Source organism: Aerosakkonema funiforme FACHB-1375, assembly GCF_014696265.1.
Taxonomy (GTDB): domain Bacteria; phylum Cyanobacteriota; class Cyanobacteriia; order Cyanobacteriales; family Aerosakkonemataceae; genus Aerosakkonema; species Aerosakkonema funiforme_A.
The window spans coordinates 1-12,781 of sequence record NZ_JACJPW010000039.1 but is presented as its reverse complement, the minus strand read 5'-3'; the positions used below and the strand labels follow the sequence as shown (position 1 = coordinate 12,781).

Genomic DNA, 12,781 nt, shown 5'->3' with positions numbered 1-12,781 from the left:
AAGTACTCTTCCCTCCTCCCGACGCCCGACGCCCGACGCCCTAGCTATACAATAGAAATGAGTGCGACTGCTGCCCCACTTAAATTTTTATGAATCTAAATGATTTTCTGATTTGGATTGTGGCTTTTTGGTGCGTTTTTTTGCTGATTTCGCTGCTACGAGTTCCTTTTAACCAGATTCGCGGTTGGCTATTTGTCACGATATTTATTTTAGCTGTAATGGCAGGAATTTTTTACCTTGCTCCTCAATGGACTGGTTTTGTTGGTGGCAGTTTGTGGCTGATTTTTGTGTTGCTTCCCCTCAACGGTATGAGGAAGGCTAATCAACTCATTTCTGCGGGGCGCTACGCGGAAGCTCGCAAATTAATGGCAAAGTTGCGCTGGCTGCATCCAGCCGATGGATGGAGAGAACAACCTGATTTATTGCGGGCTTTAGAAATAGGTCAGCGTGGCGATATGGCTGAGGCTCTCACAATCTTAAAACGCTATCAGAATAATGCAACTTCCATAGGCAGAAATGCCACAGTTATACTTTATAAAATGGGGGCGCGATGGGAAGAATTGCTGCTTTGGGTACGGAACGATTTACCGCCAAAGGTATTATTTGAAGATTTGGGCGTTTTGTCATACTACCTGCGAGCTTTGGGGGAAACAGGAGATTTAAATGGTTTGTTGCAAGAGTTCGATCGCTTGGAACGACATTTAGAAAAAAGAGGCGATCCGGCAACTGTCAATACGGTGCGAATGTTCATTTTAGCATTTTGCGGTCAAACCGAAGAGTTGCAAAAATCAGTTTCCATTTCTTTGGCGATGTTGCCCAAAAATATGCGCCAATTTTGGTTGGCAACTGCGGAAATGGCAGCGGGAAATGAGGAAGTTGCTCGTCAGCAATTGTTGGCTTTGCACAATGAGGGGGATATTGCTTTCAGGAATGCGATCGCACTTCGTCTATCTCAGTCGCGCATCGATATACAGCAGGTATTAACTGAGTCTTCAAAACAGATTCTATCTCGCGTTGCTACTGAATTAAAGCACGAAGGTAAATACGGTAGAGCGGTACTTAACGATAAGAAAGCATACGCTACAACTGCGTTGATTTTAATAAATTTGGCAGTATTTGGCTTCACAATGTACTCATTAATAAACTCGCTAGGAACCGAGGGATATGAGGGCGTATTATATCGTCTGGGTGCATTGGAACCAGGTGCATTTTGGGCTGGAGAATGGTGGCGGGCGTTGAATGCAACTTTTCTCCATGCAGGCTTGTTGCACTTAGGAATGAATATGATAGCTCTCTACGCTCTTGGTTCTTTTGTAGAACGCAGTCTCGGCATTTGGAGATACCTAATTTCCTACTTTACCAGTGGGATAGGATCGATGTTGGTAATTGCCATTCTAGCTAGATTTGTCGCGGAATCTCAAGAGCGAATTACGGTGGGTGCATCTGGTGCTATTATGGGTTTGATTGGCGTGATGGGAGCAATTATGCTCTCCGGTTGGTTGCGAGAAAAATCTCGTGTTGCTGCTAAAAATTTAAAAAGTATCCTGTTTATTGTGGTGCTGCAATTTCTGTTTGATATAACCCACCCGCAGGTTAGCATTATCGGTCACAATGCTGGGTTAATAATTGGGTTTATTACAGGAAATTTGTTGTTGATTAATTGGGGAAATAAGAAGTAACAATAATCGGGCGATCGCTATTTTTAAATAAATTTCTGGCTTAGTGTTATGGACGCTAAATTGACCGCGCTTTTAGGCAGTCTCTTCATTTTTGGGATATTGGAAAATTTGTTTCCGTTTTTCCAATATAAGCAGAGCTTTTCTAGAAGAGTGACTCACAATTTTGTGCTGGGGATAGTGAATGCGATCTCCTCCAGCCTAACCACTGTTTTGCTGTTAAAATGGGTTTGGCAACAAAACATTTGGTTGGGCTTATTTGCAGGAATTAAACAAACTTGGTTAGTAGCTATTTTATCTTTTTTAATCCTCGATTTATATCTCTACTTTTGGCACAGATTAATGCACACATTGCCTATCGCGTGGCGATTTCATCGCGTGCATCATACCGAGATGGAGATGAATATTTCCACAGCTTATCGTTTTCATACAATTGAAGTGCTTGTCTCGAATTTGCCTAAAGTATTTCTGATTTGGCTATTTGGTATAAAGCCAATTCATGCAGTTATGTATGAATTACTATTTACGATAGTTGTAGTATTTCACCACAGCAATTGGAATTTGCCATACAAAGTTGATAAATTTTTAAGTTATTTGATTGTCACGCCTAACTACCACCGCTTGCATCACTCGCAAATTGTCAAGGAAACAAACTCTAATTATGCCAGCCTTCTCAGCGTATGGGATAGATTTTTTAAATCGTATCGTTATAGCAAAAATCCCCAATCTATCAAAATAGGTTTGGTTGATTACCCTAGAGAACTCAACTTTGTGAAGTTGCTAAAGTTGCCGTTTTGAGAAAAGAAACCCGGTTTCTTCAAGAAACCGGGTTTCTGGCGCTTGAAGAAACCGAGTTTCTGGTATCGTTTATTATTGACAGCGTAAACTAATGTAATACGCTGTCAATTTGAGTCGCACCTAAATTTCACCTCCAACTATTCCCAGTCATCATCATCGCAATTGTCAATCAGATATAATATGATAACTACGGCAACTGCGATTCCTAAAGATGGACACCATTGGTAAATTGCCAGAATACCAGAAGTAATTGCTAAAGCTTTTTCCAGACAATTAAAGTTATTCACGGAAGTACCTTTGTTTGGGATACTTCCATCAAACCGTTACCCTGACGGACATCTAGGCTATAAAATTTCTCACAATGTCTGACTTTTGACTGAAGGGCGACTGACTTGCGTTACTGAGATATTGGGCAGAATTCCGGTATGATATGAGCAATTTTCGCTGATTTTGTATGGCGCGATCGCTCAAAGTTGCCCCAGAGTACATATCCAAAGTAAAACAGGCTATCCAGCGTAACAGCTTTCCTAGCCAACAGGCACTAGCCGACACATTAGGAATAGCCAGATCCACCGTTAGCAACTTTCTCAACGGCAAACCTATTGATTTTTCCTATTTTGTCGAAATTAGCCAAAAGCTGGGCTTAGAATGGCAGGAAATCGCCTGTAAAGAAGAATTCGCACCCCCACCCCCATCACCTTTTATCACTGGTTCCTGCCTCACCCAACCGCGCTACTTTTTCGGGCGACAGCGAGAACTCAAACGCATATTCGATTTACTAAAACGCCATCCCCTGCAAAACGCTGCCATTATCGGTAAACGGCGTAGTGGCAAAACTTCCCTCCTGCATTACTTGAAAAACATCACCACCACCCCAGCAGCACAGTTGCGCCCCAACCAAAAATCTGACTGGTTGCCCCATCCAGAGAATTATCGCTGGATATTCGTAGATTTGCAAGATGTGCGAATGCAGTGCCGAGAGGGATTGTTAGGCTATATATTAGAATGCCTGGAAATGCCGATACCCAATCCTTGCGACTTGGATAAATTCATGGATGCGGTTAGCGGCAATTTGCACAAACCTACAGTTATCTTACTCGATGAAATTGGCGTCGGATTGCAACGCTGTCCGGAATTAGATGATGGGTTTTGGGAGAGTTTGCGATCGCTCGCCACCAACTATACTCAAGGTAATCTAGCTTTTATCTTAGCGACACCCGAATCACCGATCGAACTAGCGCGTCACACCGGACACAGTTCGCCCTTTTTCAACATTTTCGGCTATAGCGCCACTTTGGGAGCATTGACAGAAGCAGAAGCGCGAGAATTAATTGCGAGTTCGCCGATAGCTTTTCCAGAGGATGATATAGAGTGGATTTTAGCCGAAAGCGGACGTTGGCCGATGTTGTTGCAAATCCTTTGTCGAGAAAGATTATTTACTTTAGAAGATGGGGAAACTGATGATAATTGGCGGGAAGAAGCGTTACAACAAATGCAGCCATTTGTAGATTTGTTGGAAGGATAAACTAAAATTGAGGTACGTTGTTGCGCTTTAGCGCTAAAGCCCTTTAAGATAAATGGCAAATTCAATATGAATGCACTCAAGATAGAAAACCTTTTTTGCAGGAGAAAGTGTAATGAGTAAAGGATCGCGTATAGCTATTGGGATAGTAGCTTTATTGTGTGCGATCGGATTTTTTATGACTGCGCTCGATCCCAGTGGTTTGCCTGCCGGATCTAATGTCTTCTATGGAATGACAGCATTGTGCGTGACTATTGCAATTGCTTGTTTCTTCCCCAAAAGTCATCCAATTACATTGCGAATTATCGGGGCTACAATTTTCTTTGCTTATGCTGGTTATGTAATCCATAGTTTCCGCAATCAAAACTTTGGGCGAGCAATTGCAGGCTTCTTTGTCTGCGGACTTCCTTCTGGATACCTTGCCATTGCAGGCAATTATCCATCTTGGGGAAGGGCTGGAGAGGTATTTAATTCCGAACAGAATAATAAGCAAGAATAACTGTGTCAATGCAGATCTGTTAAATACAAAGAATTAGATAAAGTTCATAGCTGCTACACCTTTAGACGATTGGGAGGCGCTGGAATAATTGTAATGGTATTTGCAATAAAGCGCGATCGCATTGTAAGATGGAAAAATTGCTTGCGTCTCCCATTGCTATGCCTGAATCTATCCAGCAAGAAGCCCAAGCGATTCTGGATACTCTTGCATCTATTCCCTTTGAGGATTGTATTGCTCTTACCAAAGAATTCCGCGAACTTCCGATGAGTGCTGGTATCTACGCTGTCAAGCATCGCACTCTTGGAATCCTCTACATTGGCAAAGCTAGAACATTACGAGATCGCTTTCGTGGAGGTCACAAAGCTTTACTTTGGGCATTTATTGAAGAATTGAAAGCTACAGACATCCGCATCGCCTTTTACCAATTAGATTTTACTCAGTGGGTACGGTTATCATCAGAGTTAGAAAGCCTAATCATCCAAGCAATTAACCCACCCTATAACGTGAAAATTCCAGCGAGGGACTAACGCTATGCAAAATGCGCCTGCTATCAACGAACATCTCTCCCCTGAATTAGCACAAATTTTTCTGGAAGGATTACCCGAAAAGATTCGTAACGGACTCGAAATGCGGGCTAAAACAATGAACTATCCGGTTTGGGCAGTAATTGAAATGGCTATAGCAGGTTATCTTGATGAAGAAGCTTTATCTTTTGTCGATTGTAAGCCTAAACTGGATTAGCGATCGCACATTGGGTGAAAACTGGTGTGCAAAAATCATGTAGGGGCGAAGCATTTGGGCGACAATTTATGCAACTCAACCAAAATACTTAAATCCAAATGCTTCGCCCAGCCCCACCGATAACCTCCATCTACAAATCTCTCTCCAAAACACAACCACAATTTATGCAAATCTACGAAGATACTTATATCGAGGTTATCTGTCGGGCAGGGCGAAGCAGTCGGATAGTTATATCTTTTTTGAGTTGCATAAATTGTCGCCCGACTGCTTCGCCCCTACAGAATTTGCAGACGGTTTTCTCATAGGCACAACATCCACAACCCGGTAAGTCAATTCACAATAGATAAAGAATAGATTCTCAGCGTTTTTGCTCGCACCCAGCCCAGAAGACAAAAAACCCAACCGAAATGACCTCGCCAAATGTGCCGCGCAACGCCTACACCGATGCACCCGAACAGCACCCCAACCTGATTATCGGTAGTCTGCAATTGCTTTGGTGGTTGATATTCCATCCCTCAGCTTTTCGTAACCATTTAAAGCGCATCGACGTTGACTTAAAGCCTGGCTCGTCTGTAGTTATTTTGATTAGAAAAAAGCGTTGGCAAAACCTGGCTTTGTGGCGACTGTTGATACAAGGAAATCTGATATTGCCTGTTTTAGCTAACCTACTAACTGGTTTAGTGATGTGGGGGTTGGGAATACCAGCAATAATGATCGCGCTAGGCGTGACGTTTGGCGTAGTGCTAGGCGTGACGTTTGGCGTGGTGGTAGGCGTAAGCGTGGTGTTTGGCGTAGCGGGAGGCGTGGCGTTTGGCGTGGCGGTAGGTGTGACGTTTGGCGTAGGCATAGCGGGAGGCGCGGGAGGCGTAAGCGTGGCGGGAGGCGTGGTGGTAGGCGTGGCGTATGGCGTAGCGGGAGGCGCGGCGGGAAGCGTAGGCATAGCGGGAGGCGCGGCGAGAGGCGTGGTGGTAGGCGTAGTGCTTGGCGTGGTGCATGGTGTGATGGTAGCCGTGACAGGAGAAGTGGCGCTTGGCGTGGCGATAGGCGTGGGATCAACTATACATTTATGGTGGTTACCAGTAATACTTTATCCCTTTCTAAAGCTATGGAATACATTGCTCTATCGACTCGACAAGCTACGTAGCAGGACTAAATTTAGCCTTTTGCACTACCATTCTGCTTTCTGGTATGAGTGGGAGTACCTTTCTTTAGATGGCTTAGACCAGCACGTTCTCCTAGCCCTAGAACGTAACCCAGATGAGGGAAAAGCCGCGCTAAACTACCTAAGCACCAGTCGTCAGCGTTGGGCTGCCCAAGCGGTACAAATAGAACTAGATGCAAGAGATTTAGAAAACTGTGCAGACGTAACAGCGATCAGTAACGCTCACCACACCATAGCAGCTGGCGAACTAATCAGCCCAGTCAGCGCCCTACTCATTAGCTTCAGACATATCAGCCAAGACGCAGAAGCAGCCCTCAACCAAGGAAGTTCTTACAACCAGCGTTTAGTCCTCAGTGCAGTATCAGAAAAATTAAACGGTTTAATTCGAGAATTAACCCACAGCAGCGATAAATACTCCGTTCGTTTTCGCCCCATCGCTACCCAATGGTCTGAAATAGTAACCAACCATATACGAGGACTAGCCAAAACAGTCGAACTTCGCCAAGAAGTTGACAATCCCTATATCATCGGCGTACCTCTAAAAGAACAGCAGGAAATCTTCACCGGACGTACTCACTTCGGTACTCGCATCGAACAATTAATCCTCGATCGCCGCCGCCCACCTTTGCTACTATACGGACAGCGACGTATGGGCAAAACCTCTCTCCTCAATAACTTGGGACGCTTGCTACCCAATAGCATTATCCCCATGTTTGTAGACTTGCAAGGGCCAGTTTCATCAGCCAGTGACTATGCTGGTTTTCTCTACAATATCGCCAGAGCAATGACAGACTCAGCCAAACGTCAAAGTGCTGTCACTCTCCCACCCCTCACCCGCGAAACCTTAAAAGTTGACCCATTCACCAGCTTTGATGAATGGCTGGATAATGTAGAACAAACCCTAGACCAAAATATCGCCCTGCTTTCCTTCGATGAATTCGAGGCGCTAGACACCGCCATCAGCAAAGGACGCTTTGACGAACAAGACGTATTGGGAATGCTGCGTCACCTCATCCAACATCGTCCCCGCTTCAAACTGCTGCTAGCTGGAAGCCATACAATCGAAGAGTTTCAGCGTTGGGCTAGCTACTTAATCAACGTGCAAGTCTTGCATATCAGCTATCTGAAAGAACCGGAAGCGCGTCAGCTAATTGAGCGACCCGTGAAAGATTTTACCTTACGCTACGAACCGGATGCGGTTGAGCGAGTCCTGCAACTCACGCGCTGTCACCCGTTTCTAGTGCAACTGCTGTGCGCGGAAATTATCTACCTGAAAAACGAGCAAGACCCCTCGGTGCGTCGCTTGGCAAATTTAGCGGATGTGGAAGCAGCAGTACCAGCAGCTTTAAACAGTGGCAGTTTCTTTTTTGCCGATATTCAAAATAATCAAGTAGATGCAGCAGGTTTAGCTTTGCTGCGTTTCATCGCCGCACAAGGAGAAGGTGCTACTGTTAGTCGAGAAGTTTTATCCCGTCAGTTTGCCGATAATTTAGATAGTATTCTCGAATTGTTATTGCGACGAGAATTAATTGAGGAAATTGGTGAAGGATATCGTTTCCAAGTCGAGCTAATTCGATGTTGGTTTGCCAGGAAATAGTAGTCGATATCGCACCTCATACCTCTAATTTAGCTTTTCGTAATTGTTCGATCGCAGCTTGCCTTCTTAATTCCTGCCTTATTCGTAACTTTTCGTCTATTTCTGTTGCTAAATCATAAACAGCTTTAGCTTTATTTTCAGCGTCTTTGGCAAGTTCCAATAATCTATCCAGTGTTTCATCATCCGGTAATTGTTTCATTGTAATTCCCTCAAGCTTCAAAAAAGCACATCCTTTCTCTATATATCCACTCGATCGCTTTCCTCTTTTTCGGCTTCTCTGATTTCCTGCATCCGCTTTTGATATTTATGCGCGATCGCAGTTGACATTTCACACATTTCTCTAGCTGACTGTTCAAAATCTTTGACCAATTCCAAGATTTCCAGCATAGTTTTTTCATCTGGTAGCTGTTTCACAGTCATAGTCATTACTCCAATCTAGTAATCAGCCGTTCAACTTTTATTTTTACTTCTAGCACCCGCCCCAATAGATTTCCCAAATCTTCTGCTGCTTCTTGAATTACAGCGTTTGGTACTTCCAGAGGCGAGATTGTTTCAATAGTAGCTTCTATCTGCCTTCTGGACGTTTCTACGAAAAACAAAGCTGTGCTGAAATAAGCAAAATATTGATTTAATATAGCATTATTTGGAAAAAGCGACTATCTTCCTCTAACTAAGTTTAGTCCCTCTGTCGTTTCTTGCTCAATCCGAGCAATTTCTTGGTTTATGCGCTCAATAAGAGCTTGTAACTCTGACGGAATAGGCATTGATTTGCATCCTGATTTCACCTCATTAGCATATCATTAAAGGCGATGCGATCGCGCATTCCACAAAAAACAATATCGTCCCTTACACTTTCGATTTAGCTTTTCGTAATTCCTCGATCGCAGCTTGTCTTCTTGCTTCTTGTCTTAGTCGCAATTTTTCATCTATTTCTGTTGCCATATCGTACAAAGCTTTAGCTTTTTGTTCGGCATTTTTCGCAAGTTCCAGCAGTTTATCCAGTGTTTCATCATCCGGTAATTGCTTCATTGTAATTCCCTCAAACTTCAAAGAAGCTCATCCTTATATAACGAAATATTTACTGTGTAGGGGCGAAGCATTCGGACAGAAAAATTGTTGTAGATCGCGATCGATTGTCGCCCGAATGCTAAGCGCATCCGCGCCGCTACGCGAACGCCCCTACATAATACATATTTCGTTGTTTTTGTCAATTTACTTTTGTGGACTGGCGACCTAGTAACGTTGACAAAGCCCTTACACTTTCGATTTAGCTTTTCGTAATTCCTCGATCGCAGCTTGTCTTCTTGCTTCTTGTCTTAGTCGCAACTTTTCATCTATTTCTGTTGCTAAATCATAAACAGCTTTAGCTTTATTTTCAAAATCTTTTGCTAATTCAAGCAGTTTATCTAGAGTCTCATCATCCGGTAGTTGTTTCATTGCATGAATCATTCTAGCATTATCTGGGAACTGAGACAATATAGGTCTGACTAAATTTAGTCCCTGCGTGGCATCAGTTTCAGTCTCGGCTAGTTCTTGGTTTAATCTATCGATTAGATCTTGAATTTCTGATGGAATCGGCATTTAGTATTAGCATCCCGATCTTACCTCATTAGCATATCATTAAAGGTGATCCGATCGCGCAGCGTGCCGTAGGCATATCGCACTCATTAAAAAACAAGCGATCGCATATTACATATTGCAAGCGATCGCCTCTTTTATTCGTCTCATTTTATTTCCCAGATCGACGACATTTATGAGAAAATGTGCGATTCTTCTTCATCCAGCAATTGCGCGATCGTCCAAGGCAATGGTAAAGTTTTAAAAGATGGTTCTTGAACGTCCGAATATGGCTTTTTGCTAGCGATCAAACTAACTAAGTTTTCCATTCCTATCAACAAACTAACTGGTTGCATAATGAACACCTCTTTAAGGCAATAATTACTCATGATAATTATTGCCTTGAGGAAAGTCATCTGCTCATTGATAGACTGACCCTACCCGCTCGGACAGAATTGTTACTAATTGGGTAAGATTCAGCCTAATTGTTGCTTAAAATACAGTATTTTTTCCTAGAATTGCCTCGCGAATTGCTTGTGCAGTCGCAGGTGCTAACAAAACACCGTTGCGATAGTGACCTGTTGCTAAGAGAATGTTGCTAAACCCTGGCAAATTGCCGATAATTGGGGCTGGGCGACCTGACGGGCGCGGACGCAAACCCGACCAAGTTTTCATAATTGTAGCTTGTGCTAATTCCGGACAAAATGCGATCGCACCATCCATCACCGCGTCCAGTTGACTTGCATCTGCTACTACCTCATACCCATCAACGGGAAACTCAACGGTAGCGCCTACCCAGTAATCCCCGCCTCCCACCGGCACGATATGCACATCATTACCAGTAATGACCGGCTGAAAATCTGGGTTTCCCAAAGGATGCTCTAATCGTAAATGTAATGCTTGTCCCAATACCGGTCCGATCTCGATCGACTGTGCCAGAGATGCGGTGAGCGGTGTCGAACCCAACCCCGCCGCTATCACCAACCAATCAACTTCTATCGTGCCATTTGTGGTGTCAATCTGTTTGCAGGCAGAGAAATTCTCTCCATCTGACACTGTTGTTTCCATCCCCAAAACGCTGACCCCAAACTGGAAACTCACACCGTTGCGATCGGCTGCTTCCACTAAAGCTACCGTAAGAGCGGTGGGATCGACTTGTCTATCTTGGGGAGAATAGACAGCCGCGCTAATCTTTGCCAAACTCAGTTGCGGACATTTAACCTGTAATTGGGCAGTATCCCAAATTTCTAAATGCCAACCTTGGTCAGCGCGAACTTTTACCAACTCTTCCCAACTAGGTAAATTTTCCCCTTCCAGACAAAGCATGAGAATTCCCTGCCTGTTAAAAGGAATTTTACGCCCGATCGCAGCTTCTAATTCCGGAATCAAAGTTTCGTAGCGCTGGATGCTAGTCTGGCGCATCTGCCACGCCTTACCCTTGACTTTTTGACTGATAGCACCCATCAAAACACCCAAGGCAGCACTTGTAGAACCTTGGTAGGAATGGTTGATTTCTCTGACTTCTCCCCTGATAGCGGAGAAAGAGGGGGGTGATTGTTTGTCCAGAACTGTAATGTTCAGTCCGGGAACTTGACTGAGTTCGTAGGCGATCGCCGCCCCAACAACACCGCACCCTATAATTGCAACATGACTCATTTGAGAAAAGATTCTAGATTTTAGCTTGTGTACCAATCTAAAATCTAAAATCCAAAATCTAAAATAGACTATGCTCCGGGAGCCAAAGACAAGAAAGCGTCTATGTTTCTTTGCAGTGCGCCGTAACTGCTGATAGCCGCTTTGTAATCGCGCTTTTGTGCAGCTTCATCGATCGCAATTAAGTTTTCTGCCACCTCTTTGGCTAATTCAGTCGCCTTTGCTTTGGCATTTGGAAGCAAGTTGCGCTGAATCACGCTGATGCGCGATCGCAATTCACCCAAAGGCCCGCGAATAAAATTCTTGACAAAAACCCAATTTTCATCTTGGATCAGCTTCGCTAATTCCGGCAAGCGCTCGCGGGAAGTCTCGATTCTGGAAACATAATCCTGAATCAGCGCTGTTTGATCTGCCGTGTAAGTAGGAGGCGTTTTGGCAGCAGGAGAGCCGCAGCTTACCAAAAATGCTGTCAAAAATGCCAGCACCAAGGCTAGAAAAGACCGATAACGTGTCATAACCATGATTACGGGAATGAACAGTGGAACAAAAAACTATCCTTAAAAATATTAGCGGCGAAGAAACCCTAATAGAGCTTCGCTGACTGCACCAGAGCAATGTTCTTGCGGATAATGCCCTGCTTCTTCCAGTTTGCAGACTTCCCCATTCTGCATCGCCGTGGCTAAAGGTTCCATCTGGCTAAAGGATAACCAAGGGTCTTTCATCCCCCACACAAATTGAGTTCGTTGCGTCCACTTCCGCAAACCGGTTTCAATTTCCGCCATCGACTCCTGTAACTGGAGATTCCGCACCGTCCACATCAAACTTCGTCCCGCATCGGAACTCTTGAGGAAGGGACGCCGATACACATCCAAATCTTTATCTGATATTCCGTAACGACTACCGCCTTCTAGAGTGCGGTCAACTAAGAGGGGGTCTTGCGTCAGCATATCGCCGACAAATGGCAATCCCAGTTGTTGAATTTTCCAAGGTAGTTTCGCAGCAGTTGAGACAGGTGCGCCCAAAATGGCCAAGCATTCGATTTTGTCTGGGTGGCGCAAGGCGTATTGAATGCCGCATGACCCCAAAAATCCCTGTACAACTAGGGAAAGGCGATCGATTTCTAGGGTTTGGATAAATGCTGTTAGACTGTCAACGAAGGCATCCGGCGTGTAGGCAAAATCGCGGCGATCGGGTTTTGATGAGAAGCCATAACCAATCCAGTCGGGCGCAATCGCAGGATACCCTTTTTCCGCCAAAGCTGGCATCACTTCAGTCCAACTGTAACTCTGGGAAGGCAAACCGTGAAGCAACAGCACCGGCAGTCTGTCACTTCTGCCCAAGGGTTTCGCTTCCCGGTAGAACCATTTCAGCCCACCAACTTCGATCGATTCCTCATTTATTGCCACGTTATCAATCCTGTCTGCTGTTTTCCCGTTGCTTGAGCTTACCCCCCAACGGTATTTTCGGGCAAGCCAGGAAAGTCAAAAGTCAAAAGCAGGGGCTAGGGGTTAGGGGCTAGGGGTTAGGGGTTAGGGGTTAGGGGCTAGGGGTTAGGGAAGAGGGAAGAGGGAAGAGG

The 12,781-nt window shown here is 44.6% G+C and carries 17 protein-coding genes; 7 read left to right on the top strand and 10 right to left on the bottom strand.

Features of this window, described 5'->3' with window-relative positions; genetic code table 11:
• Positions 1-89 precede the first annotated feature (89 nt).
• Both H6G03_RS16160 and H6G03_RS16155 read left to right on the top strand, forming a co-directional pair.
• Positions 90-1,679: a rhomboid family intramembrane serine protease gene (locus H6G03_RS16160; RefSeq protein WP_190465443.1), complete on the top strand. Its 1,590-nt coding sequence runs from the start codon at positions 90-92 to the stop codon at positions 1,677-1,679.
• A gap of 150 nt (positions 1,680-1,829) precedes the next feature.
• On the top strand, positions 1,830-2,474 hold the full coding sequence (locus H6G03_RS16155; RefSeq protein ID WP_322111918.1) for a sterol desaturase family protein: 645 nt from the start codon (positions 1,830-1,832) through the stop codon (positions 2,472-2,474).
• Between the two features lie 137 nt (positions 2,475-2,611).
• On the opposite strand, the gene H6G03_RS16150 is transcribed toward H6G03_RS16155, so the two are convergent.
• A complete protein-coding gene (locus H6G03_RS16150; RefSeq protein WP_190465440.1) occupies positions 2,612-2,761 on the bottom strand; it encodes a hypothetical protein in 150 nt (49 codons plus the stop codon).
• Between the two features lie 167 nt (positions 2,762-2,928).
• Here H6G03_RS16150 and H6G03_RS16145 point away from each other — a divergent pair, with 167 nt between their 5' ends.
• The 5 genes from H6G03_RS16145 to H6G03_RS16125 all read left to right on the top strand — a co-directional run bounded on the left by H6G03_RS16145 (position 2,929) and on the right by H6G03_RS16125 (position 7,995).
• Entirely contained in the window at positions 2,929-3,999 is a 1,071-nt protein-coding gene (locus H6G03_RS16145; protein WP_190465438.1) for a helix-turn-helix domain-containing protein, read from the top strand.
• A 112-nt stretch (positions 4,000-4,111) separates the two neighbouring features.
• Positions 4,112-4,495 carry a hypothetical protein gene (locus H6G03_RS16140; RefSeq protein ID WP_190465436.1) on the top strand — a complete coding sequence of 128 codons (384 nt, stop codon included), beginning with the start codon at positions 4,112-4,114 and terminating at the stop codon, positions 4,493-4,495.
• Between the two features lie 158 nt (positions 4,496-4,653).
• On the top strand, positions 4,654-5,022 hold the full coding sequence (locus tag H6G03_RS16135; protein WP_190465433.1) for a GIY-YIG nuclease family protein: 369 nt from the start codon (positions 4,654-4,656) through the stop codon (positions 5,020-5,022).
• Positions 5,023-5,026: 4 nt separating this feature from the next.
• On the top strand, positions 5,027-5,236 hold the full coding sequence (locus tag H6G03_RS16130; protein ID WP_190465431.1) for a hypothetical protein: 210 nt from the start codon (positions 5,027-5,029) through the stop codon (positions 5,234-5,236).
• 407 nt (positions 5,237-5,643) lie between these two features.
• Entirely contained in the window at positions 5,644-7,995 is a 2,352-nt protein-coding gene (locus H6G03_RS16125) for an ATP-binding protein (protein ID WP_190465429.1), read from the top strand.
• A 16-nt stretch (positions 7,996-8,011) separates the two neighbouring features.
• On the opposite strand, the gene H6G03_RS16120 is transcribed toward H6G03_RS16125, so the two are convergent.
• The 9 genes from H6G03_RS16120 to H6G03_RS16080 all read right to left on the bottom strand — a co-directional run bounded on the left by H6G03_RS16120 (position 8,012) and on the right by H6G03_RS16080 (position 12,611).
• On the bottom strand, positions 8,012-8,194 hold the full coding sequence (locus H6G03_RS16120) for a hypothetical protein (protein WP_190465427.1): 183 nt from the start codon (positions 8,192-8,194) through the stop codon (positions 8,012-8,014).
• A gap of 38 nt (positions 8,195-8,232) precedes the next feature.
• Complete coding sequence (locus tag H6G03_RS16115; protein ID WP_190465535.1) at positions 8,233-8,415, bottom strand: hypothetical protein; 183 nt, start codon at positions 8,413-8,415, stop codon at positions 8,233-8,235.
• 5 nt (positions 8,416-8,420) lie between these two features.
• Complete coding sequence (locus H6G03_RS37285) at positions 8,421-8,594, bottom strand: hypothetical protein (RefSeq protein WP_199315324.1); 174 nt, start codon at positions 8,592-8,594, stop codon at positions 8,421-8,423.
• 247 nt (positions 8,595-8,841) lie between these two features.
• Positions 8,842-9,024, bottom strand: a complete 183-nt coding sequence (locus tag H6G03_RS16105) for a hypothetical protein (protein ID WP_190465425.1) — start codon at positions 9,022-9,024, stop codon at positions 8,842-8,844.
• Positions 9,025-9,249: 225 nt separating this feature from the next.
• Positions 9,250-9,576 carry a hypothetical protein gene (locus H6G03_RS37280; RefSeq protein WP_199315323.1) on the bottom strand — a complete coding sequence of 109 codons (327 nt, stop codon included), beginning with the start codon at positions 9,574-9,576 and terminating at the stop codon, positions 9,250-9,252.
• Between the two features lie 170 nt (positions 9,577-9,746).
• Complete coding sequence (locus H6G03_RS16095; protein ID WP_190465423.1) at positions 9,747-9,908, bottom strand: hypothetical protein; 162 nt, start codon at positions 9,906-9,908, stop codon at positions 9,747-9,749.
• A 136-nt stretch (positions 9,909-10,044) separates the two neighbouring features.
• Positions 10,045-11,208 carry an NAD(P)/FAD-dependent oxidoreductase gene (locus H6G03_RS16090; RefSeq protein ID WP_190465420.1) on the bottom strand — a complete coding sequence of 388 codons (1,164 nt, stop codon included), beginning with the start codon at positions 11,206-11,208 and terminating at the stop codon, positions 10,045-10,047.
• 68 nt (positions 11,209-11,276) lie between these two features.
• Positions 11,277-11,720, bottom strand: coding sequence for a photosystem II protein PsbQ (gene psbQ, locus H6G03_RS16085; RefSeq protein ID WP_190465418.1), 444 nt, complete (start codon positions 11,718-11,720; stop codon positions 11,277-11,279).
• A gap of 51 nt (positions 11,721-11,771) precedes the next feature.
• Entirely contained in the window at positions 11,772-12,611 is an 840-nt protein-coding gene (locus tag H6G03_RS16080; protein ID WP_190465417.1) for an alpha/beta fold hydrolase, read from the bottom strand.
• Between the last annotated feature and the right edge of the window lie 170 nt (positions 12,612-12,781).